The organism is Microbacterium sp. 01T413_2 (genome assembly GCF_056398985.1).
Genome location: NZ_JBFTQL010000019.1, coordinates 66,408 through 89,776, shown reverse-complemented (window position 1 = coordinate 89,776; position 23,369 = coordinate 66,408). Strand labels below are relative to the sequence as shown.

The 23,369-nt window shown below is 70.7% G+C and carries 18 protein-coding genes; 8 read left to right on the top strand and 10 right to left on the bottom strand.

The window, feature by feature from the left end:
- Window positions 1–61: 61 nt before the first annotated feature.
- The 5 genes from AC1DMN_RS11460 to AC1DMN_RS11440 form a co-directional block, all read right to left on the bottom strand.
- The gene (locus AC1DMN_RS11460) at window positions 62–658 is read right to left on the bottom strand and encodes an antibiotic biosynthesis monooxygenase (RefSeq protein ID WP_477230288.1); all 597 of its coding nucleotides are present in this window, start codon (window positions 656–658) and stop codon (window positions 62–64) included.
- A 214-nt stretch (window positions 659–872) separates the two neighbouring features.
- Window positions 873–1,838, bottom strand: coding sequence for an acetylxylan esterase (locus tag AC1DMN_RS11455; RefSeq protein WP_477230289.1), 966 nt, complete (start codon window positions 1,836–1,838; stop codon window positions 873–875).
- Window positions 1,839–1,848: 10 nt separating this feature from the next.
- Window positions 1,849–3,186 (bottom strand): xylulokinase, encoded by a 1,338-nt coding sequence (xylB, locus tag AC1DMN_RS11450; protein WP_477230290.1) that lies wholly within the window; start codon window positions 3,184–3,186, stop codon window positions 1,849–1,851.
- A 120-nt stretch (window positions 3,187–3,306) separates the two neighbouring features.
- On the bottom strand, window positions 3,307–4,497 hold the full coding sequence (gene xylA / locus AC1DMN_RS11445; RefSeq protein ID WP_441976906.1) for a xylose isomerase: 1,191 nt from the start codon (window positions 4,495–4,497) through the stop codon (window positions 3,307–3,309).
- Window positions 4,498–4,786: 289 nt separating this feature from the next.
- Entirely contained in the window at window positions 4,787–5,782 is a 996-nt protein-coding gene (locus AC1DMN_RS11440; RefSeq protein WP_441976905.1) for a LacI family DNA-binding transcriptional regulator, read from the bottom strand.
- A 148-nt stretch (window positions 5,783–5,930) separates the two neighbouring features.
- Here AC1DMN_RS11440 and AC1DMN_RS11435 point away from each other — a divergent pair, with 148 nt between their 5' ends.
- The 6 genes from AC1DMN_RS11435 to AC1DMN_RS11410 are packed head-to-tail and all read left to right on the top strand — an operon-like array spanning window position 5,931 to window position 14,328.
- Window positions 5,931–7,223: an extracellular solute-binding protein gene (locus AC1DMN_RS11435; protein ID WP_477384240.1), complete on the top strand. Its 1,293-nt coding sequence runs from the start codon at window positions 5,931–5,933 to the stop codon at window positions 7,221–7,223.
- A gap of 27 nt (window positions 7,224–7,250) precedes the next feature.
- Window positions 7,251–8,240 carry a carbohydrate ABC transporter permease gene (locus AC1DMN_RS11430; protein ID WP_440734432.1) on the top strand — a complete coding sequence of 330 codons (990 nt, stop codon included), beginning with the start codon at window positions 7,251–7,253 and terminating at the stop codon, window positions 8,238–8,240.
- A complete protein-coding gene (locus AC1DMN_RS11425; RefSeq protein WP_440734242.1) occupies window positions 8,237–9,127 on the top strand; it encodes a carbohydrate ABC transporter permease in 891 nt (296 codons plus the stop codon). The genes AC1DMN_RS11430 and AC1DMN_RS11425 overlap by 4 nt, the downstream gene beginning before the upstream one ends.
- Window positions 9,128–9,129: 2 nt before the next feature.
- The gene (locus AC1DMN_RS11420; protein ID WP_477230291.1) at window positions 9,130–11,565 is read left to right on the top strand and encodes a beta-xylosidase/alpha-l-arabinosidase; all 2,436 of its coding nucleotides are present in this window, start codon (window positions 9,130–9,132) and stop codon (window positions 11,563–11,565) included.
- Window positions 11,562–13,130 (top strand): glycoside hydrolase family 43 protein, encoded by a 1,569-nt coding sequence (locus AC1DMN_RS11415; RefSeq protein ID WP_477230292.1) that lies wholly within the window; start codon window positions 11,562–11,564, stop codon window positions 13,128–13,130. Before AC1DMN_RS11420 ends, AC1DMN_RS11415 begins: the two co-directional genes overlap by 4 nt.
- 37 nt (window positions 13,131–13,167) lie before the next feature.
- Window positions 13,168–14,328, top strand: coding sequence for an ROK family transcriptional regulator (locus AC1DMN_RS11410; protein WP_477230293.1), 1,161 nt, complete (start codon window positions 13,168–13,170; stop codon window positions 14,326–14,328).
- A 230-nt stretch (window positions 14,329–14,558) separates the two neighbouring features.
- Here the strand turns inward: AC1DMN_RS11410 and arfA are convergent, their stop codons facing one another.
- The 5 genes from arfA to AC1DMN_RS11385 form a co-directional block, all read right to left on the bottom strand.
- A complete protein-coding gene (gene arfA, locus AC1DMN_RS11405) occupies window positions 14,559–16,094 on the bottom strand; it encodes an arabinosylfuranosidase ArfA (RefSeq protein ID WP_477230294.1) in 1,536 nt (511 codons plus the stop codon).
- Window positions 16,095–16,114: 20 nt separating this feature from the next.
- A complete protein-coding gene (locus AC1DMN_RS11400; RefSeq protein ID WP_477384238.1) occupies window positions 16,115–17,011 on the bottom strand; it encodes a carbohydrate ABC transporter permease in 897 nt (298 codons plus the stop codon).
- Window positions 17,008–17,961, bottom strand: a complete 954-nt coding sequence (locus AC1DMN_RS11395; RefSeq protein ID WP_477384236.1) for a carbohydrate ABC transporter permease — start codon at window positions 17,959–17,961, stop codon at window positions 17,008–17,010. Before AC1DMN_RS11395 ends, AC1DMN_RS11400 begins: the two co-directional genes overlap by 4 nt.
- A complete protein-coding gene (locus tag AC1DMN_RS11390) occupies window positions 17,958–19,292 on the bottom strand; it encodes an extracellular solute-binding protein (protein WP_477230295.1) in 1,335 nt (444 codons plus the stop codon). The genes AC1DMN_RS11395 and AC1DMN_RS11390 overlap by 4 nt, the downstream gene beginning before the upstream one ends.
- Before the next feature lie 119 nt (window positions 19,293–19,411).
- Window positions 19,412–20,458, bottom strand: coding sequence for a LacI family DNA-binding transcriptional regulator (locus AC1DMN_RS11385; RefSeq protein ID WP_441976897.1), 1,047 nt, complete (start codon window positions 20,456–20,458; stop codon window positions 19,412–19,414).
- Between the two features lie 79 nt (window positions 20,459–20,537).
- Between AC1DMN_RS11385 and AC1DMN_RS11380 the strand changes: the two genes are divergently transcribed.
- Together AC1DMN_RS11380 and AC1DMN_RS11375 are read left to right on the top strand one after the other, a co-directional pair.
- Window positions 20,538–21,785: an FAD-binding protein gene (locus AC1DMN_RS11380; protein WP_477230296.1), complete on the top strand. Its 1,248-nt coding sequence runs from the start codon at window positions 20,538–20,540 to the stop codon at window positions 21,783–21,785.
- Between the two features lie 318 nt (window positions 21,786–22,103).
- Window positions 22,104–23,156, top strand: coding sequence for a LacI family DNA-binding transcriptional regulator (locus AC1DMN_RS11375; RefSeq protein ID WP_477230297.1), 1,053 nt, complete (start codon window positions 22,104–22,106; stop codon window positions 23,154–23,156).
- The last annotated feature ends 213 nt before the right edge of the window (window positions 23,157–23,369 follow it).

Genomic DNA, 23,369 nt, shown 5'->3' with positions numbered 1-23,369 from the left:
AATGGCCCCTTTTGCGTCGCAGATGCAGCCATTTGCGCGCTTTGAAACGGGAGGCGGCCGTTCAGCGGGCCAGCCACCGGCGCAGCGAGCGCGTCACGAACGGCAGCACCCAGTACGTCATGACCGGCGTCAGCACGATCGTGGTCGCGAGCACGCGCAGCCAGATCGGCAGGCCGTTCCACCCGGGCACGGGGCTCATGAGATAGGTGAAGACGAGGTTCATCGGGAAGAAGCCGAGCCAGATCGACACCGCCTGCTTCCACCGCGGCGGCGCCGGGGCCACGGTCACCGTGGTCGCGCCGGTCGAGGTCGGCACCGAGATCGTCCCGGTCGACGGCTCGTCGAACCAGCCCTCGATCCCGGTGCGGCGGCGTACGCGCTCGCTGCGCACGAACTGCTCGCCCATCGACAGCCACCAGGCCCGTTCGCTCGAGGCCTCCCACGCGTCCAGGGCCGCCTCGTCGGCGAAGCGGTAGAGCATGTGCCAGTGGTGCGAGTCCTCGCCGTCGCGCACCCACCCGGATCCGAGGAAACCTGGGTGGCCGCTCGCGAGATTCACCCCGGTCTGCACCCAGGCGGTGGCCTCGGCGATGCGGGCGGGGTCGACCTCACGGCGGATCGACACGGTGATGGGCGCGGGTGACGGCGTACCGGACATGGTGGGTCCTTCGGGGGAGTGCGTGCTTGTGGCGTCCCCGAGTGTACGCAGTGCGTGTTTCCCGGATGTTGCGACCCTTCTCGCCCGTTCAGGTCGCACTTCCCCTGTTCGGGTCGCACTTTCGGTCCCGAATCCGGGTTTTTTGGAGCCGAAAGTGCGACCTGAACGGCCCGCGTGTCGGCGGGGGGATCCGACCCGCCAGAACAGCGGCGCGTCAGAGGCGCTCGGCGAGCCAGGCGGTCTGGCGCAGCCACTGGGCGAAGCCGCCGCCCTCGTGGCCGTTGAACTCGTAGACCTCGATCGTCGCGTCGTCCGTCGCCAGGTGGTTGTACGCGGCGAAGACGCTGGACGGCAGCACGATGTCGTCCATGAGCGCCACCGAGAACAACGCCGGCTTGATGATGCGACGTGCGAAGTTCACGCCGTCGAAATACGACAGGGTCTGGAAGGCCTGCTCGACGCGGTCGCGGTGCACCGCGAGATAGCGCTCGATCTCGCGGAACGGGTGCTCGGGGGTCAGCGCGACGGAGCGCCGGAAGTGGCTCAGGAACGGCACGTCGGGCATGACCGCGGCGACGCCGGGGTGCAGTGCCGCCACGGCGATGCTGATGCCCCCGCCCTGGCTGCCACCGGTCACCGCGATCCGCGCCGGGTCGGCGAACGCGAAGCCCTGCACGGCATCCACGAGGAGCGCGGCGTCGGTGAACACCCGGCGGTAGTAGTAATCCTCGGGGCGGGCGATGCCGCGTGTCATGAAGCCGGGCGTCGCCCCGTCCGATCCGTGCGGATCCGGGGTGGCGCCGCCGGATCCCCAGCCGGCGCCCTGGCCGCGGGTGTCCATGAGCACGTGCGCATATCCCGAGGCCGCCCACTGGAGGCGCTCGCCGGGGATGCCGCGGCCACCGCCGTAGCCGAGGTATTCGATGACGACGGGCAGGCGCCCCTCGCGGCGAGGGCGGGTGACCCAGCCGCGGATCCGCTCGCCGCCGAAGCCGGAGAAAGCGAGGTCCTCGACGATGAGCTCGTCGATCGGGGTCGTCGCGGGTGACAGCTCGGCAGGGGCGGCGAGCTCTCGGGATCCGGCGAGCGTGTCCTGCCAGAACGTGTCGAAGTCGGCGGGTTCGGCGACCTCGGGAAGGTAGGTGCGCAGGTCGGCGAGGGGGAGATCGGTCAGCGGCATGCCCGTCAGCCTAGGTCCGATCCACGCCGTGGGGCTGGAGCGCCGGGTGTCCCGTCAGAGCGGCAGCCTGTCGTGCGGCCCCCAGTGCCACGTACTCGCCCGGTTCGGGCACCACGACCGGCACACCGAGGATCTCGGGTGCGATCCGGCGCACGGCCTCGGACTGCGCGCCACCGCCGATGAGCAACGCGCGCTCGAGGGGGATGCCGAGCCCGCGGAGGGCGTCGAGCCCGGCGCCCAGGCCGCGCAGCATCCCTTCGACGGCGGCGCGGGCGAGGTTCGCGCGCGTGGTGGAGGCGAGCGTCATCCCGGTCAGCGACGCCGTGGCGTCAGGGAGGTTCGGGGTGCGCTCGCCCTCGAAGTACGGCAGCAGAGTCAGCCCGTCGGCCCCGGCGGAGGCGTGCAGCGCGAGGTCGCTGAGCTCGTCGTGCCCGACCCCGAGCAGCGCCGCGGTGACATCGAGCACGCGCGCCGCGTTCAGCGTCGCCACGAGCGGGAGGAAGTTCCCGGTCGCGTCGGCGAACCCTGCGACCGTGCCGGACGGATCCGCGATCGGCGCGCGGCTGATCGCGCACACCGTGCCCGAAGTGCCGATCGACACCACGACGTCGCCGGGCTCCGCTCCGAGCCCGAGCGCGGCCGCGGCGTTGTCCCCGGCGCCGGGGGCGACGCGGCGACCGGCCGGATCCGCGACCGACTCGTCAGGGCCCAGCACTCGTGGCAGGATCGCGTCGTGCCCGAGCGCGGCGACGAGCAGCGCCCGGTCGTAACCGCCGTCTGCCGGGCTCCAGTAGCCGGTGCCGCTCGCGTCGGAGCGGTCGGTGACGAGCTCGTCCAGCACCGGTCCGAGCGGCGACGCCCCCGCAGGCCCGTATCCGCGCAGACGCCAGGTCAACCAGTCATGAGGCAGCGCCACGGCAGCCGCGCGCGCCGCGTTCTCCGGCTCCGCGTCGCGCAGCCAGCGCAGCTTGGTGATCGTGAACGACGCCACCGGCACGAGCCCCGTGCGCGCCGCGAGCTCGGACGCGCCGAACTCCGCGATCAGGTCTTGCGCGGCGCCGGCCGAGCGGGTGTCGTTCCACAGCAGCGCGTCGCGGATCACGGATCCGGACGCATCGAGCGCGACCATGCCGTGCTGCTGGCCGCCGATGGACCAGGCCTCGACGTCGTCGATGCCTCCGGCGTCGGCGATCGCGGCGTTCAGCGCGCGCCACCACGCCTCGGGGTCGACGGCCGTACCGTCCGGATGCGCCGCACGGCCGGTGCGCACGACGGATCCGGACGCGGCGTCGAGGATGACGACCTTGCACGACTGCGTGGACGAGTCCACGCCCATCACCAGCGTCATGGGTCTTTCCTTTCGCGGGGTTCGATGTGTCGAGGCCCCTCCGTGGCGCCGAGGCCCCCTCTCAGCAGCGTGTCTGGGAGGGGGCCTCGGCACCCAGAGGGGGCGTCGACGGAAGTGGAGTCAGCGGGCGCCGAGGAGGTGCTCGGTCGCGAGCTGCTGCAGKCGCACGAAGCCGAAGCCCTTGCCGCCGAAGTACGCGTTCGTGTCGAAGTCCTCGTAGGCGGAGCGGTCGGACAGGAGCTCGTCGTAGCTCTCGCCGGCGTTCAGGGTCGGCGCGGAGAGCTCGTCGACGCGCGAAGCGGCCAGCGCCTCCTGCACCTCCGGGTCGGCGCGGAAGGCCGCCGCGCGCTCCTTGAGCAGGAGGTAGGTGCGCATGTTCGCGCTCGCCGAGTCCCAGACGCCGGTCTCGTCCTCGGTGCGCGACGGCTTGTAGTCGAAGTGGCGCGGGCCTTCGTAGGCGGGCACGCCGCTGGGGCCGCCGTTCTCGAGCAGGTCGACGAGGGCGAACGCGTTGTGCAGATCGCCGTGGCCGAAGACCAGATCCTGGTCGTACTTGATGCCGCGCTGACCGTTGAGGTCGATGTGGAAGAGCTTGCCGTGGTAGAGCGCCTGGGCGATGCCGGCGGCGAAGTTGAGCCCGGCCATCTGCTCGTGACCGACCTCGGGGTTCAGGCCGACGAGCTCGGGACGCTCGAGGGAGTCGATGAAGGCGAGCGCGTGGCCGAGGGTCGGAAGCAGGATGTCGCCGCGCGGCTCGTTCGGCTTCGGCTCGATCGCGAAGCGGATGTCGTAGCCCTTGTCTGTGACGTAGTCGCCGAGCAGGTTCACGGCCTCGCGGTAGCGCTCCAGCGCCGCACGGATGTCCTTCGCGGAGTCGTACTCGGCGCCCTCGCGCCCGCCCCACATGACGAAGGTCTTCGCCCCCAGCTCGGCGCCGAGATCGAGCTGACGCAGCACCTTGCGCAGCGCGAAGCGGCGCACGCCGCGGTCGTTCGAGGTGAAGCCGCCGTCCTTGAAGACCGGGGCGCTGAACAGGTTCGTGGTCACCATCGGCACCACGAGCCCGGTGTCGGCGAGCGCGCCCTTGAGGCGGTCGATCTGCATCTGGCGCTCGGCCTCCGTGGATCCGAACGCGAACAGGTCGTCGTCGTGGAAGGTCAGGCCGTAGGCGCCGAGCTCGGCGAGCTTCTCCACGGCGTGGACCACATCCAGGGCCGGCCGGGTCGGACCGCCGAACGGGTCGGCGCCGTTGTAGCCGACGGTCCAGAGGCCGAACGAGAACTTGTCCTCGCGGGTGGGAGTGAGTGCCATGATGATCCGCCTTCAGCGACGTCGATGAAATGTTGTAGCAGCGAACATATCAGTGGATCCGACTGATCGCAACGCGCCTGCGGGGTCCTTCCGTGAGCCGCACCGGTACCGCGAGACTGCATCTGCGTCGCGAGACTGCAGTCAAGAACTGCAGTCTCGTGATGCCAGTGCAGTCTGACGGTGCAGGCGGTGAGAGCGGCGAGGGCGGTGGGAGCAGCGAGTCGGCGAGGCGATGAGGCCGTCGCGCTGTGCACCGTCGTGCCGGGCGGCGGTTCAATGCGGCGGGCGGTCAGCGCGGAGCAGCGGTCGAGGCGCGCACGATCAGTTCCGCCGGCATCCGCACGTGCTCGTGCGGGGCGCCGTCGAGCATCGCCAGCAGCAGGCGCACGGCCTCGGCCCCCATCTCGGTGAGCGGCTGGCGCACGGTGGTCAGCTGGGGGACGTGCGCGGCGGCTTCCGGCACGTCGTCGAATCCCACGACCGACAGGTCCTCGGGAACCCGCAGGCCCCGTTCGACCGCGACCCGGATCATCTCGATCCCGGACAGGTCATTGGCTGCGAACACCGCGGTCGGCGGCGCGGCCAGATCGAGCAGGGCGTGCGCGCCGGCGGTCGAGCTCGCGGCGCGGTACCCGCCGTCGACCACGAGCGCGGCGTCGAAGGGGATACCGGCGCTCTCCAGGGCTCGGCGGTATCCGTCCTCGCGCTGGTGCGCCGACTCCAGATCGGTCCGGCCGCGCAGGTGCGCGATGCGACGATGCCCCAGTGAGATCAGGTGCGCGGTCGCGGCGAAGCCGCCCTCGGCGTTGTGCACGCTCACCGAGGCGGGCCCGTCGGGCCCCTCGTGCGGGTCGATCGCGACGAGCGGCACGGTGGCGTCGGTCGGCATCGTCGTGGGGGTGACCAGGATGGCGCCGTCGATGAGCGTTCCGCCCAGCCGGGACAGCGAGCGACGCTCCCACCCGAGGTGCTCGCCGGCGGACACGCTGCCGGCGTAGGCGAGCACGTCGAAGCGGGTGCCCTGCAGGGCCGCCGAGACGCCCTGCAGCAGTTGCACGGCGAACGGCTCGAACTCCGCGACGAGCACGCCGATGACATCCGTCCTGCGCCGGCGCATCGAGGTCGCGACCAGCGAGCTCTCGTATCCGAGCCGCGCCACGACCTCCTGCACGTGCTCGAGCGTCGTGGCGGAGACGCCGTCTCGCCCGTTGATCGCCTTCGAGACGGTCGCGACGGAGACGCCCGCGGCGTGAGCGACGTCGTGGATCGTAATGCGGCGGTTCATTCGTCCAATCTACCGAGCGAAAACGTTATCGATATCGTTTGACATGCGGGCGATCCGAGTGTCAGAGTAGGCCGACAGCACATTGGGTGTTGCTGGCAACAAATGCCGGCGCGGGTGCTGAAGACTCAACGATGAGGAGACACACAGCATGAAGATCCGCAAAGTGCTGACGGCAGCCGTGGCGCTCGCAGCCGTGGGAGCGATCGCCCTCACCGGCTGCTCGGGAGGGTCCGGCAGCGGCGACAGCGGCGGCAAGCAGACGCTGACCGTATGGCAGAACTCGACCACCGGCGACGGCAAGCAGTTCTGGACCGATGCCGCCGAGGCGTTCCACAAGGCCAATCCCGATGTCACGGTGAAGGTCACCTCGATCCAGAACGAGGACATGGACGGCAAGCTGCAGACCGCCGTCAATTCGGGCGACATGCCGGACGTCTTCATGGCGCGCGGCGGCAGCAAGCTGGCCGACGTCGTGGCGGCGGGCAAGGTCAAGGATCTGACGGACAAGATCGACCCCGACGTGAAGAAGGCGATCGGCGATGCAGCCCTCAGCGCCTTCACGGTCGACGGCAAGCTCTACGGCGTGCCSASSGCRGTGCTKCCCGGCGGKCTCTTCTACAGCAAGGACCTGTTCGCGCAGGCCGGCATCACCGAGACSCCGAAGACCATGGACGACCTCGAGGCCGCCATCGGCAAGCTCAAGGCCGCCGGCATCCCGCCCATCGCCCTGGGTGCGAAGGACGCCTGGCCGGCCGCGCACTGGTACTACTTCTTCGCGGTGCGCGCCTGCGGCAAGGACCTCATCACGAACCTCGCCACCAAGAAGGACTTCAAGGACGGGTGCTGGCTGACCGCGGCGAACAACCTGCAGAAGTTCGCGCAGGTCGAGCCGTTCAACGAGGGCTTCCTCACCACGTCGGCCCAGCAGGGTGCGAACTCCTCGGCGGGCCTGGTCGCCAACCACAAGGCGGCGATGGAGCTCATGGGAGCCTGGGAGCCGGGCGTGGTCGCGAGCCTCACGCCGGATCAGAAGCCGCTGGCCGACCTCGACTGGTTCCCGTTCCCCGAGGTCTCCGGAGGCAAGGGCGAACCCGGCGCGATGATGGGCGGCCTGGACGGCTACTCCTGCTCCGAGAAGTCCCCGTCCTCGTGCGAGAAGTTCCTCAACTTCGTCGCGTCGAAGGCGCAGCAGGAGAAGTACGCCGTGGCGTTCCAGACCATCCCGGCCAACCAGGACGCGAAGGGCGCGGTCGACAACGCGTCGCTGAAGCCCCTCATGGAGGCCTACAGCAAGGCGCCGTACGTGGCGCTCTGGCTCGACACCGCCCTCGGGCAGAACGTCGGCAACGCGCTGAACACCGGCGTGGTCGAGATGCTCGCGGGGCAGGGCGACCCGAAGACGCTCCTCCAGAAGATCACCGACGCCGCGGCGAGGGGCTGAGCGAGAGCGATGACTGGCACCCAGGTGATGGCCGAGGCCGTGCCTGAGAGCGACCGCCGCACCGGGACCGGGACCTCCCCGGCCCCGGTGCGGCGAGCACGCGCCGACTGGCGCAAGCGCGGCGAGATCGCGCTGCTCTCCGGGCCCGCCCTGTTGATGTTCGTCGGATTCGTCATCCTCCCCGTGGGGATGGCATCCGTCTACGGGTTCTTCAAGTGGAACGGGTTCGGGTGGCCGACGCAGTTCGTCGGCCTCGACAACTACATCCACATGTGGCAGGACCACACGTTCCGCGATGCGGTCGTGCACAACTTCGCGATCGTCGTGCTCTCCCTCGTGCTGCAGGGGCCGATCGCGATCCTGTTCGCACTGCTGCTGAACCAGAAGTTCCGTGGACGTTCGCTGATCCGCGTGCTGATCTTCGTGCCGTACGTGATCTCCGAGGTCATCGTCGGCACCGGATGGAACCTGATGATGCAGGACGCCGGCGCGCTGAACTCGCTGCTCGGCAAGGTCGGGCTCGGGTTCCTCCAGCACTCCTGGCTCGCGGATCCGAAGCTCGCGCTGTGGACGCTGATGGTCATCATCACCTGGAAGTACATCGGCTTCGCGGTCATCCTCATGCTCGCCGGGATGCAGTCCATCCCGGAGGAGCTCTTCGAGGCCGCGGCGATCGACGGCGCAGGGTTCTGGAAGATCCAGTGGAACATCACGGTGCCGCTGCTGGGGCCGACGATCCGCATCTGGGCGTTCCTTTCGATCATCGGCGCCCTCCAGCTCTTCGACCTCGTCAACATCATCTGGGGGCAGTACATCTCCGCCACGGCGGGCACCTCGACGATGGCGACGTACATGTACCAGAACGGGCATCTCGCCGGCAGCTACGGCTTCGGCAACGCGGTCGCCGTGATGCTCTTCCTGATCACCCTCGTCGTCGCCCTGATCTACCAGCGGTTCGTGCTGCGGCGCGACACCGACGGCGCGCTGACGGGCGACAGCGGAAAGGCCCGCAGATGACCACCGAAAGCCTCCGCACYACCGCCATCGTGCAGCCGCGCGATCGCAAGGGCGTCCGCCGCTCGCCGAAGGCCCCCTGGGGGAGCCCCGGCCTGTATCTGATCGCGATCGTGCTCGTCACGATCTGCATCACGCCCGTGCTCTACATCATCATCGGCGGGTTCCGCACGAACTCGCAGATCACGAAGGACCCGTCCGGTTTCCCGGCTCCCTGGCAGTTCGCCAACTACTCCGACGTGCTTGCCGGATCCGAGTTCTGGACCGCCCTGGTCAACTCGACCGTGGTGGCGATCGGCACGACCGCCGGCGCCGTGCTGCTCGGCGTGATGGCGGCGTACGTGCTCGCCCGCTACGAGTTCGCGGCCAAACCGGCGATGTACGCGCTCTTCGCCGCAGGGCTGATGTTCCCCGTCACCGTCGCGATCACGCCGCTGTACCTGTTGATCCGCAACCTCGGCCTGGTGAACAGCCTGGCCGGGATCATCGTGCCGCAGATCGCGTTCGCGCTGCCCGGCACGATCATCATCCTGGTGCCGTTCCTGAAGGCGATCCCGAAGGAGCTCGAGGAGGCGGCGGCGATCGACGGCGCATCCCGCCTCGGCTTCTTCTGGCGGATGGTGATCCCGCTGAGCCTGCCGGGTGTGGTCACGGTCGGCATCCTCGCGTTCGTCGGATCCTGGAACGGCTACATGCTGCCGCTGTTCATCCTCAACGACCCGAGCCTGTTCACCCTGCCGCTGGGCGTGCAGAACTTCTCCTCGCAGTACTCGGTCGACACCGCCCGCGTGCTCGCCTACACCTCGCTGTCGATGCTGCCCGCGCTCATCTTCTTCAGCCTCTTCGAACGCCGCATCGTCGGCGGCCTGACCGGCGCGGTGAAGGGCTGAGCATGACTTCGGACACGACCACGGAGGGCCTTGTCGCGACGGAGGAGGTCCCGGCCTTCCCGATCGCCTCCGAGCGGGTCGGGGCGCTGCTCGCGCAGATGACCCTCGAGGAGAAGGCCGCGCAGCTCGTCGGATACTGGCTCGATCAGGGCGGTGAGGTCGTGGCGCCGCTGCAGAACGAGATGGCGGCCGCGGGGCGCCATGACACGCTGGCCGGCATCACCCGCGACGGCATCGGCCACTACACCCGCGTGTACGGCACCCGGCCCGTCGAGCCCGCTGAGCGCGCGGCCTGGCTGTGGGCGGAGCAGCGCCGGCTGAAGCGCGAGACGCGCCTCGGCATCCCGGCGCTCGTGCACGAGGAGTGTCTGACCGGGCTTGCCGCGTGGAAGGCGGCGAGCTTCCCGACGCCGCTGGCCTGGGGCGCCTCGTTCGACCCCGAGCTCGTCGCCGAGATGGGCGCGCTCATCGGGGAGTCGATGCGCACCCTCGGCATCCACCAGGGGCTCGCCCCGGTGCTCGACGTGGTGCGCGACCCTCGCTGGGGGCGCGTCGACGAGTGCATCGGCGAGGATCCGTACCTCGTGGGCACCGTGGGAACCGCCTACGTCCAGGGCCTGCAGTCCGCCGGCGTGCACGCCACGCTCAAGCACTTCCTCGGGTACTCCGGCTCACGTGCCGGGCGCAATCACGCCCCGGTGTCCGCCGGGCCGCGTGAGGTCGCGGACGTCTTCCTGCCGCCGTTCGAGATGGCGATCCGGGATGGCCGTGTGCGCAGCGTCATGAACAGCTACGCCGAGATCGACGGCGTTCCTGTCGCGTCGGATCCGGCGCTGCTGACGGGGCTCCTCCGGGAGCGGCTCGGGTTCGACGGCGTCGTGGTGGCGGACTATTTCGCGATCGCGTTCCTCGAGGTCATGCATGCCGTCGCGGCCGACCGCGGCGAGGCCGCCGAGCTCGCGCTGCGGGCCGGGATCGACGTCGAGCTGCCCTCCGGCGACGCGTATCTCGAACCCCTCGTCGACCGGGTGCGCAGCGGTGCGCTCGACGAGGCGTATCTCGATCGCGCCGTCATCCGGGTGCTCACTCAGAAGGAGCAGCTCGGGCTGTTCGCGCCCGATGTCTTCGACGACGCGCCCCCCGCGGCCGTCGACCTGGACACGCCGCGGCACCGCGACGTCGCCCGACGCCTGGCCGCGGAATCGCTCGTGCTGCTGTCGAACGACGGTGTGCTGCCGCTCGCGGCGGCGGCGCGGCGCATCGCACTCATCGGGCCGAATGCCGATCGCTCGGAGGCGCTGCAGGGGTGCTATTCCTTCGCGAACCACGTGCTGGCGCACCACCCGGGCTACGAGCTCGGCATCGAGATGCCCACGGTTCGCGAGGCGCTGACCGCCGCCGTCCCGAGGGCTCAGATCGTGCACGTGCGCGGATCCGAGGTCGAAGGCTCCGACCGCACCGGGCTCGCCGATGCCGAGCGGGCCGCCGCGGACGCCGACGTCGCGATCGTCGTGGTCGGGGACCAGGCCGGCCTCTTCGGCCGCGGCACGGTCGGCGAGGGCAACGACGTGGAGTCGCTGGACCTTCCGGGCGTGCAGCGCGAGCTCGTCGAGCGCGTGGTCGCGACGGGAACGCCCGTCGTCATGGTCGTGCTCTCGGGCCGTCCCTACGCGATCGACTGGGCGCTCGACGACGGGGCCGCGCGTCCGGGGGCGGTGCTGCAGGCCTTCTTCCCCGGCGAGGAAGGCGGCACGGCGATCGCGGATGTGCTCACCGGCGCGTCCTCGCCGTCGGGGCGACTGCCCCTGAGCCTGCCTCGGTCCTCGGGGGCCCAGCCCTACAGCTACCTGCATCCGATCCTGGGCGGCCCCTCCGACGTCACCTCCACGGATCCGACCCCGCTGCGGCCGTTCGGATTCGGGCTGTCGTACACGTGCTTCGCCTACGAGGAGTTCACCGCCTCCGCCGAGGCCCGCACGGACGGCTCCTTCACCGCAACCGTGACGGTCGCGAACACGGGTGCCCGCCGCGGGGCCGAGGTCGTGCAGCTGTACGGGCGGGACATGGTGGCGAGCGTCACCCGTCCGGTCGCGCAGCTGCTGGGCTACGGGCGGGTCGAGCTCGATCCGGGCGAGCGCCGCACGCTGCGCTTCGAGGTTCCCGCGGCGCGCTTCGCGTTCTCCGACCGCACCCTGACCCGCGTCGTGGAACCGGGGGAGGTGCGGGTGTGGGCTGCCGCCCATGCAGAGGCGTCCGCTCCAGCGCCCGACGACGGCGAGGTCGCCGGCGTCACCGGGGGCGCGATCTCGAACGAGCGCGCTCGTGCGCACCGCGTGCTCGCCGGCGCTGCCACGGCGTCGCTGCTGGTGCAGCTCACGGGCGACGTGCACGAGGTCGGCGCCGCAGACGCCCGTCTGGTGACGGTGTCGAGCGCGTGATCGAGGTCGCCAATCCGATCCTGCCCGGATGCCATCCGGACCCGTCGATCTGCCGGGTGGGCGAGTGGTATTACCTCGTGACATCCACGTTCGAGTACCTCCCCGGCCTGCCGGTGCTGCGTTCGCGCGACCTGGCGCGCTGGGAGACGATCGGGCACGTGATCGACCGCCCCGGCATGCTCGACTTCGAGGGCATCGGATCCTCCGGCGGACTGTACGCGCCGACGATCCGGCACGGGCTGGGGCTGTACTGGGTCGTGTGCACGCTCGTCGACCGGGAGGATCCGTCCCGGGGCGGGAACTTCCTCGTCACCGCGAGCGACCCGGCAGGGCCGTGGAGCGATCCCGTGCTGCTCGACGTCGCCGGCATCGACCCGTCGATCGCGTTCGACGACGGAGGGCGCGTGTGGCTGCACGGCACCCGCCTGGCCGCCGATCCGGAGTGGCACGACCAGACCGAGGTCTGGGTGCGGGAGTATGCGCCGGACCGAAGCGCACTCGTGGGCGAGGAGCACGTGATCTGGCGCGGTGCCGTGCACGGCGCGGTCTGGGCGGAGGGCCCGCATCTGTACCGCATCGACGGGAGCTGGTTCCTGCTCGCAGCCGAGGGCGGCACCGAGTTCCACCACGCGGTGAGCGTGGCGCGCGCCGACGCGGTCACCGGGCCGTACGTCGGCAACCGGGCCAACCCGGTCTTCACCCATCGGCATCTGGGGCGGACCAGCACGGTGATCGGCGCTGGGCATGCGGATCTCGTGCAGGCGGCGGACGGATCGTGGTTCGCCGTCATGCTCGCGATGCGCGCGGACGACGGGCACCACTACCCGCTCGGACGGGAGACCTTCCTGTGTCCGGTCGTGTGGGAGGACGGCTGGCCGGTCTTCGCGCCGGGCGAAGGGCGCCTTCCCGCCACAGTGCGGATCCCCTGGGCGCTGGAGGAGCCGACGCCGGGGGAGTGGCAGCCGGACGACCGCATCGCCGGCGTCGTCGTGCCATCGGACCCTCGGTGGACCGCGCTGCGCGCCCTGCCCTCCCAGGTCGCGGTCGCGGAAGGCGACGCCTGGAGGCTGCCGGTGCGCGCTGCGACGCTGCACGAGCCGTCGTCGCCGGCGTTCCTGGGCGTGCGGCAGCAGCACGCGGATGTCGACGTGCGCTGCGTGCTGGACGTGCGCGGACTCGCCGAGGGAGAGAGCGCCGGCCTGGTGCTGCGGCAGTCGGAGCTCGATCACGTGGCACTCGCGGTGACCCGCACGGCGGAAGGATTACGGCTCTCATCCGAGGAGTGCCGCGCCGGCGACCGGCAGCAGCGCGGTCTCGGGGCGCTGTCCGAGGCGGACGAGGTCGAGCTCGCGCTGAGCGGGCGCGGATACGCGTACTCGCTCCGGCACGGAGAGACCGAGCTCGCCGTGGCGGACGGACGCGAGCTGGATGCGTCCGCCACGGGCGGCTTCCTGGGGCTCTGGGTCGGCATCCACGCGACGAGCGCGGGTGCCGAGCCGCGCGGCGAGGTGCGCATCACTCGATTCGAGTACGCGCCTGCGCTGGTGGACCACGGCGATCGGTAGCCTGGAGTCCCACCGCGTGCAGGAAGCGAGACGCCGCATGAACGAACGCGCCACGACCGTCGAGGGGGTGCGGCGCACCAACCTCGCCGAGGTGCTGCGCCTCGTGCACCATGCGGGTGCGCGCTCGCGGGCCGTCATCACGGCGGAGACGGGGCTGAACCGCTCCACCGTCTCGGATCTGGTCGGACGGCTGGTGGAGGCGGGTCTCGTCGAGGAGCACGAGCCCGATCCCACGCGCCGGGTGGGGCGCCCCTCCCCGGTCGTCGCACCGAGCCCCGGCGTCGTCGCCATCGGCGTCAACCCCGAGATCGACGCCGTCGAGATCGGTGCGGTCGCGCTGGGCGGCGCGGTGCGAGAGCGGGTGCGGATCCCCGCCGACCAGCCCGAGGTCGCGGACGTCGTCCGGATCGTGACCGACGTCGTGCGCGAATGGCGCGACGGAGCGCTGCGCGGGTGCCGCATCGAGGGCATCGGCGTCGCGGTGCCCGGCCTGGTGCGCGCCTCGGACGGGCTGGTGCGGTTCGCCCCGCACCTGGATTGGCGCGATGCCGACATCGCGGGGCCGCTTGCGGCAGCTCTCGGCATCGACGTGGTCGTGGGCAATGACGCCTCGCTCGGCGCGCGGGCCGAGCGGCTCTTCGGCGCGGCACGGGAGCACGAGGACGTCGTGTACCTGAACGGCGGTGCCAGCGGTATCGGCGGCGGGCTGATCCTGCACGGACGGCTCATCGGGGGCGTCGGCGGGTATGCCGGGGAGTGGGGGCAGACCGCTGCGAGCGTGGCGGATGCCGCGGACCGGCGCGCCGAAGGCGGAGTGCTGGAGGACGAGGTGAACCGGGCCCGTCTGGTCCAGGCCGCGGGCCTCGCCGCGCCCGACGACGTCGAGCTCCGTGCGGCGCTCGGCGCTGCCGGCGAGGGGCCGGCGATCGCCGAGGCCGCACGGCAGCGCCGCATCCTCACGGCCACCCTGGGCAACGCCGTCAACGTGCTGAACCCGGCGATGATCGTGCTGGGCGGCTTCCTCGCGATCCTGCGGGATCTGGATCCGGACTCCTTCGATGCCGAGGTGCGCCGGCGTGCGCTCGCCGCGTCGGCCGAGGGGCTGGAGATCTCCGCGGCCGCACTCGGCGCGGACCGCCTGCTCATCGGGGCTGCCGACGCCGCCTTCGAACGACTGCTGGCGGACCCCCTGGGCTGAGCCCGCCATTGTGACGCCTTCGGGGGCGTTGAGCGCGGACGCCGAAGGTGGTGGTTCCCTCCCGGGGGTCGTTGAGCGAGGACGGAGCGCAGCGACGACCGAGACGAAACGCGGCGCTCTCGCGAGGGCACCGCGTTTCATCTCGCTTCGCTCGCTCAACGACCCCGGAGTGTCGGCTCGCTCAACGACCGCCAGGCGTGCCTGCGGTCGCCCCCTCCCGGCGCGCCGGCTCAGCTCCGGGCGACCTCGAACTCCACCGCCGACCACGACAGCGCCGGCAGGGTGAGGTGCACCGCGCCGTCGTCGAGCGTCACGCCCTCGAGCGGGCGCAGGCCGACCGCGTCCGGCGTCTGCTCCAGGTTCGCGGTGAGCCGGTCGCCGTCCTCGGGCACGGTGAGCACCTCGGCCGAGCGCACCGCGGTCGCGCGCAGTCCGTGCAGGGCGAGGTCGACGGTCGCCTCCGAGTCCAGCGAGCGGTTCGCGACGAACAGGGCGAGCCGTCCCGACGCCTCATCCCACGTCGCGACGGCGTCCACTTCGTCCACGTCGCCGTACTGCGCGGTCGCGCCCTGCGACGAAGAGATCGCCAGGCGCATGATCCGCCCCTTCGCCATCCGCGCCATCCGTGCGAACGGCCAGAAGATGGTCTGCCGCCAGGCGGGCCCGCCCTCCTCGGAGCGGATCGGAGCGATGACGTTCACGAGCTGGGCCTGGTTGGCGATCTTCACACGGTCGCCGTGCCGTAGCAGGCTGTGCAGGAACGTGCCGACCACGACCGCGTCGGTGACGTTGTACGTGTCCTCGATGAGGCGGGGGTGCTCGCGCCAGCCGGCCGCGGCCACCTCGCCCTCCTCGACGTCATTGAACCGGTCGAAGTCCCAGACGTTCCACTCGTCGAAGGAGATGTCCACCTGCTTGCTGTGCTTGCCGGCGGCCTTGACCGCGTCGATCGTCGAGATCACGCCGTCGATGAACATGTCCATCTCCACGCCCTCGGCGAGGAACGACGCCGCATCGCCGTTCTTCTCGCGGTAGTACGCGTGCATCGAGATGTAGTCGACCTCGTCATACGCGTGCGTGAGCACGGTGTGCTCCCAGGTGCCGAAGGTGGGCATCCCCCGGTTGGAGGAGCCGACCGCCACGAGCTCGATGGTCGGATCCACGAGCTTCATTGCCTTGGCGGTCTCCTGTGCAAGCCGGCCGTACTCGTGCGCGGTCTTGTGGCCGATCTGCCACGGTCCGTCCAGCTCGTTGCCGAGGCACCACAGCTTGATGCCGAACGGATCCTCTGCGCCGTTGCGGCGGCGCAGATCCGACCAATACGTACCACCGGGGTGGTTGGCGTACTCGACCAGCGCGCGCGCCTCCTCGACGCCGCGCGTGCCGAGGTTGATGGCCTCCATGACCTCGACCTCCGCCTCGCGCGACCAGTCCATGAACTCGTGCAGGCCGAACGCGTTCGTCTCGATCGTGTGCCAGGCGCCGTCCATCCGCACAGGACGATCGGCGACGGGGCCGACGCCGTCCTCCCAGCGGTAGCCGGAGACGAAGTTGCCGCCGGGATAGCGGACCACGGTCGGTCCGAGTTCTCGCACGAGCTCGAGCACGTCGGTGCGGAAGCCGCGGGCGTCCGCCGCCGGGTGGCCGGGCTCGTAGATGCCGGTGTAGACGCAGCGGCCCATGTGCTCGACGAACTGGCCGAACAGGCGGCGCGGGACGTCGGCGAGCGAGAAGTCGCGGTCGATGGTGATGCGGGCGTGGGTCATGGAGATTCGATCCGTTCGGGTCATTGACCGCCGAAGCCGCTGGTGGCGACTCCCTTGACGATCTGCTTCTGGAAGATGAGGAAGACGACGATGAGGGGGAGGGCGGCGAGCACGGCCTGGGCCATGACCTGCGCGTACTGCACYCCRTAGGCGCTGATRACGGTCTGYAGGCCGACCGGMAGGGTCATCAGSCYGGTGTCGTTGATSACGAGGAASGGCCACAGGAAGTTGTTCCAGGCGCCGATGAACACGAAGATCGCGACGGAGGCGAGGATCGGCCGCGACAGCGGCAGCACGATCGACCAGAACACCCGGAACCTCGACGCGCCGTCGACGCGCGCCGCATCCTCGAGCTCGATCGGGATCGCGTCGAAGAAGCGCTTCAGGATGAAGACCATCGCCGGCGCCACGACCTGCGGCAGGATCAGGCCCCAGTGCGTGTCGACCAGGTTGAAGGCGAGCATCTCGTAGAACAGCGGGATGATCAGCACCTGCGGCGGCACGACGATCGCCGCGACGATGACGACGAACAGCCACTTGCGGCCGCGGAAGTCGAGCCGGGAGAACGCGTAGGCGGCGAGGGCCGAGATCGTGACGGTGAGCACGGTGACCGCGGTCGCGGTCCACAGGCTGTTCCACGCCCAGAGGTAGACGTTGCCCTGCGAGAGGATCGAGCCGAACGCCTGGGCGCTCGGACCGCTCGCGCCGATCCAGCCGGGGTCGCCGGAGGCGGCATCGGTCTCGGTCTTGAACGCGGTCGCGACCGCCCACAGGAACGGCAGCAGCCACCCGATCGCGAGGATCAGCAGCACCGCGAAGGCGAGCACGGTGAGAACGGTGAACCGGCGGCCGATCGGCCGGCGGGTGCGAGCGCGCGCAGCGCCCGGAGCGACGAGAGTGCGGGTCGCGGTGGTCATCGGGCGTCCTTCCGCCGACGGGTGATCAGCGCCTGCACGACGCCGAGGATGATGATGATCGCGAAGAACACGTACGAGATGGCGGCAGAGTAGCCGAACCGGTATCCGACGAAGCCGGTCTCGTAGATGTACTGCACGATCGATCGGGTGGTGTCGCTGGAGAGGCCGCCGAGCATCTGGTACGCCTGATCGAACAGCTTGAGCGATGCGAGGATCTGCAGCAGGCCGATGAGCGTGGTCGCCGGTCCCAGCTGGGGGAGCGTGATCGAGGTGAACTGCCGCCAGCCGCCGGCGCCGTCCAGCGACGCCGCCTCGTACTGCTGCTGCGGGATGTTCTGCAGGGCGGCCAGGTAGAGCAGGAAGTTGAAGCCGACTGTCCACCATACGGTCGCGATGACGATCGCGAGCATGTTGATCTTCGGATCCTGCAGCCAGGCGATCGGCTCGAGACCGAAGGCCTTCAGGACGTTGTTCGCCRCACCGATCTGCGGGTTGAAGATCCAGATCCAGATCTGCGAGATGACCGTGGACGCCAGCAGGTACGGCATGAAGAACGACAGCCGCCACAGCCACTGGCCGGGCAGGCCCCGGTCGACGAGCACCGCCATGAGCAGGGCGATGACGACGAGCGGGATCGTGGACAGCAGGGTGAACCACGCCGTGTTGCCGAATGCTCCCCACATCACCGGGTCGCTGAGCGCCTCGACGTAGTTCGCGAGCCCGACGAAGCCGCCCCCGGATCCGGTGAGGGACTGGTCGGTGAAGCTCAGATAGAGCCCCTGCAGGATCGGCCAGGCGAGGAACAGCGCGAAAGCCACCAGGAACGGCGCGAGGAAGACCCAGCCGATCAGCTGCTCGCCGCGGTGGGATCCGCCCGCGTGGCGCCGGGTGGTTCGGGTCGCCGCGCGGCCGGTGACGATGGTCGTGGTGGTGGGGGCCGTCGTGGTCATCTCCGTGCTCCTTCCGGATCGGCGGGATTGGGTTGGGCGAGGAAGCGCTTCACGGCGGCCTCGAAACGGGTGATGGCATCGGCGGGGCTGCCTCCGCCGAGGAGGGCGGGCTGCGCGGCGGCGCCGAACTGGCCCTGGAAGTTGGATCCGGATCCGGTGAACCACGCGGGCGGGTCGTAGCGCACGTACTTCGCGGCCTCCGCGTAGTGCGCCTGCGGAAGCAGCTTCGCGTACTTCGCGGACTCGGTGACCGGCAGGTACGCGGGGACGTGCCCGGCCTCGGCCCAKCCGAAGGAGCCCTTCAGCATGTCGGCCACGAAGCGGTACACGAGATCGCGGCCCGCCGCATCGGGGTGCGACTGGTGCGGCAGAACGAAGGAGTGCGAGTCGGCGTAGACCGCGCGGGTGCCGAAGAGCGGCGGGATCATCGCGACGTCGAAGGGGATCTTCGCGGCCTGCATCGTGCGCAGCTCCCACACGCCGCTGAGGAACATTCCGCTCTTGCCCGTCGCGAACTCCGCGACCGCTGTGCCGTAGTCGGCCTGCTTCGCGGCCCTCTTGCCGTCGAGCAGCTTCTGCATGAACTCGAGCGACGCGACGGCGGCGTCCCTGTCGATCACGGCGGAGCCGCCCTGCGGCATGTCCATCTCGATGCCGTGCTGGGTGTACAGCGTGTAGAACAGCCGCCACATCTGGGAGCCGTCGCCGAGATAGCCGTAGGAGAGGCCGTGCCCGCCGGTGACGCCGGCGATCGCGTCGACCATCGCGAGGAACTCCTCGGGGCTGGTCGCCTCCTTCAGGCGCCCGTCCGCCTCGAGCACACCCGCCTTGCCGCAGACGTCGGTGTTGTACATGAGCACGAAGGGGTGCGCGTCGAGCGCGATGCTGAGGCGCCTGCCGTCGACGTCGCCCTTCTTCCAGATCGGATCCGAGAAGGTGGAGGCGTCCACGCCGAGGTCCGCGAGACGCCCGGTGTCCCAGGCGTCGAGCAGGCCGCCGGGCGCCCAGCCGAGCACGCGGGTGGCGTGCATGATCGCAACGTCGGGGGCCCGGCCGCCGGCCGCGGCCATGGCGAGCTTCGTGTAGTAAGGGGTGCCCCAGGCCAGCACGGTGGGGCGGATGCGGTAGGCCGACTGCGCCTTGTTCACGCCGTCGAGCAGGCCCGACATCGTGACGCCGTCGCCGCCCGACAGCAGGTGCCAGAACTGCAGTGTGCGCGTGTCGGACGCGGATGCCGAGGACGGGGCGCATCCGGCGAGCAGGGCGGCGCCCGCGGTGACGCCCGCGGCGCCGAGGAATTGCCGCCGGTTCAGATCGAGAGGTGGTGTCATCGTCACTCCTTCGTGGACGATCGGGGGATCCCGACATCATTACATCGATGAAATGGAGTGCGCAAGAGGCTTCTGAGACCGGTCACGGAGTTGTCGCCCAGTCCCGCCCGGGAGCGCGGTCAGCGCCCTGCGGTCCAGCCGGCCGGAGCGGCGCCGGTGCTCTCGCGCACGATGAGCCGGTGCGGCACAGTGATCGTGCGCGGGGTTCCGGTCGGATCCGCGATCCGCTCGGCGAGCAGGTCGACCGCGGCCGCGGCGAAGGCGGCCCGGTCGATCTGCACCGTGGACAGGGCGGGATCGGTGAAGCGGGCGAGCTCCACGTCGTCGAAACCCGTGACGAGCACGTCCTCCGGGACGCGGATCCCGCGGCTGTGCAAGACATGCAGGGCGCCGGCGGCGAGCGAGTCGGTGAAAGCCAGGACGGCGTCGAACGGCACGCCGCGATCGAGCAGCTCGGTCATCGCGGACGCGCCCCCGCTCATCGTCCAGTCCGAATGGTTCGCCGTCAGGCGCGGGTCCGCGGGGAGCCCGGCCTCCGCGAGCGCCTGGCGCACCCCCTGCAGGCGGAGCCGGCTGGTGGCGGTCGCGATCGCGTGCTGGTCGTCGCCGCCGACGACGACGATCCGGCGCGCGCCACGGGCGATCACGTGCCGCGTCAGCTCGGCAGCCCCGGTGACGCTGTCGATCCCCACGTGGTCGACGAGCTGGTGCTCGACCTCGCCGATGAGCACCACCGGCAGCTGCCGGTCCTCGTCGGTGAGGGCACTGTCCTCGAGCCGGATGGGGTTCAGGATCAGCCCGTCGACGAGGTGCGCACGGGCGCGCGAGAGAAGTTCGCGTTCGCGGCGCGGTTCGGATCCGGTCTGCTCGACTTGCACAGCGAAGCCCTTCAGCCGGGCGGCCTGGACGATGTGGTCGAGCAGTTCGGCGGAGAACGACGTCGCGAGGTAGGGGAGGGCGAGCGCGATGACCCCGGAGCGGCCGTTGCGCAGGCTCCGGGCGCTCAGGTTGGGCACGAAGTCGAGCTTGCGCATCGCGTCTTCGACGCGCTCGCGCGTGTCCTCGCGCACGAAGACCGTGCCGGTGACCACGTTCGATACCGTCTTCGCCGAGACGCCGGCCAGTGATGCGACGTCCCGCATCGTCGCGCGCGTGCCCCCTGCCATGCGCTCAGCCTATGCCCGTGCATGCGGCTTCCGGATCCGCCACGGTTCTATCGATGTAAGCGGGTTCTATGATGTGGCGATGAGCATCGGGACGAACTGGGCCGGCAACCTGCACTACGGCGCGGCGGGGATCGCCCGCCCGCGCAACCGCGACGAACTGCACGATGCGCTCGCGACCGCGGGCTCGCTGCGCCCGCTCGGATCCCGGCACAGCTTCAACGCGATCGCCGACACCGCGGGCACGCTCATCGACCTCTCCGCGATGCCCGCCGAGGTGCAGCAGACGGCGCCCGATGCCGTGCGTGTGCCGGGCGGTATCCGCTATGGCGAACTCGGCGCCGAACTGCAACGCCGCGGGCTGGCGCTAGCGAACCTCGCTTCGTTGCCGCACATCTCCGTCGCCGGCGCCGTCTCCACCGGGACGCACGGGTCGGGCGATGCGACCGGATCCCTCGCCACGGCTGTGCGCTCGCTCACGTTCGCAGGCCCGGACGGTGAGCGCACTCTGCGCCGGGGGGACGCGGACTTCGATGGAGCGGTCGTGTCGCTCGGCGCGCTCGGCCTGATCGTCGAGCTCGAACTGGAGGTGGAGCCGGCGTACGACGTGGCGCAGACCGTGCACGAGGGGCCGGCGTGGGACGCCGTGCTGGCCGACTTCGACCGGGTCACCGCGCTGGGCACGAGCGTCAGCCTGTTCAGCCGCTGGACCGACCGCGACCGTGCCGACCAGCTCTGGGTGAAGAACCGGGTCGGCGGCGTCGCTCTCGACGAAGAACTGCTCGCTCAGCTCGGAACCACTCCGGCGGTTGTGCAGCGGCACCCGATCCTCGGCGTCGCGGCCGAGGCCTGCACTCCGCAGCTCGGCGAGCCCGGACCCTGGCACGAACGACTGCCTCATTTCCGGCTGGCGTTCACACCCTCGGCGGGCGAGGAGCTGCAGAGCGAGTACCTGGTGCCGCGGCGCGATGCGGTGCGTGCGATCGAGGCGATCCGCGCCATGGCCGACCGGATCGCACCGCTGCTGCTCGTGAACGAGATCCGCACGGTCGCCGCCGACGACCTGTGGCTGAGTTCGTCGTACGGCGAGGCCGCGGTGGGGCTGCACTTCACCTGGCGCCGGGACCAGCCCGCGGTCGAGGCGCTGCTGCCGGTGATCGAGGCGGCGCTGCCCGACACCGCCCGTCCGCACTGGGGCAAGCTCGCCACGCTCGAACCGGCCGAGATCCGCCGCCGCTACGCCCGCTGGGCGGACTTCGCGGCGCTCGCGGCGCGGATGGATCCGGGCGGACGGTTCCGCAACGCGTACCTGGAGCGGCTCGGGCTGTAGTGCCGGGACGAGTCTGGCTGTGGCGGGCGCCAGGCGTTCGGGCGCCGGCGCTCCGGCGTCGGCTCGGGCGTTCGCGTGCTCGGACCGTGCCCGCGGACCGGGTGCGTGCGCCGGGCGTCGGGCGCCAGGGAGGGGCCCAGGGTTCAGGTCGCACTTTCTGCTGCGTGGAGCCCCTCGATGGAGCAGAAACTGCGACCTGAACGCGAGGATCGCGACCTGAAGCGTTCGCTGGGAAGGGTTCCTCCTCACGTTGGATCCGTGACGCCGCGTGCCGGCCTCGTCGTCGGCGGTCGGCGCCGGGCCCGTACACTCGCAGGCGTGAGTGAGTCGAAGCCGCAGCGCGCCGCCGGAGTGCGAGAGGTCGCTGCGCTCGCGGGCGTCTCGCGACAGACCGTGTCGCGCGTGCTCAACGATCATCCGGACGTCGCACCCGACACGCACGCCCGCGTCGTGGCGGCGATGGAGGAGCTCGGCTACCGCATGAACAACGCCGCGCGGGCGCTCGGCACGCACCGCACGCGCACGATCGGCGTCCTCGCCTCGGATGCCCTGCAATACGGCCCCTCGCGGAGCATGGCGGCGATCGAGGCTTCAGCGCGCGAGGCCGGGTACTGGATCACCGCGGCGTTCGCCGATTCCGGCGACGAGGCCTCCGTCCGCGACGCGATCGAGCACCTGCGCGCGCAGTCGGTGGACGGGATGATCGTGTTCGCGCCGCATGCGCGCACGCTCGACGTGCTCGACGCGCTGCGCATCGGGACCCCCGTCGTGATCCTGCACGCCGCCGAGCGGGCCGACTTCTCGGTCGATCAGCGGGCGGGCGCGCGCCTCGCCGTGGCGACCCTCGCCGACGCCGGACACGAGCGGATCGCACACCTCGCCGGCCCGGCGGACTGGCTCGAGGCCGAGGCGCGGGCCGCCGGCTTCGCCGAGGAGCTCGCGGCGCGCGGTCTGCCCGCCGGCGCGGTCTTCGCGGGTGACTGGAGCCCGCGCTCGGGCCATGAGGCCGCGGCGGCCGTGATCGCCTCCGGCGCGACCGCGGTCTTCGCCGCGAACGACCAGATGGCGCTCGGCCTGATCGGCGGCCTGCGCGCGGCGGGAGTGGACGTTCCGGCGCAGCTCAGCATCGTCGGGTTCGACGACGTGCCCGAAGCGGCGTACGCCTGGCCGCCGCTCACGACCGTGCGACAGGACTTCGAGGAGCTCGCGCGGCGTGCGGTCGCGCAGGTGATCGCGCAAAGCGGATCCGGTGCTCCCGGTGCCGGCAGCGCGGGGGCGTCGGGTGCGTCGGCGGCCGTGGTATCCGGCTCGACGGATCCGATCGCCCCCGTCCTGGTCGCCCGCGATTCGGTGGTTCCGCCGTCGGCCTGAGCGCCCTTGAGCCGGTGGTTCCGCCGTCGGCCTGAGTGCCCTCGATCTGCGGACGGCCCCGTTCGCTCAGGTCGCGGTTTTTGTCCGCCGGATATCCAGGTCGCAATTTCTGCGGCCTCGGGGATCCGGATAGAGCCGAAAGTGCGACCTGACCAGCAGGAGTGCGACCTGAAGCATCCGATAGTCAGCACGGCGGTCGCCGCGCCCAACAGA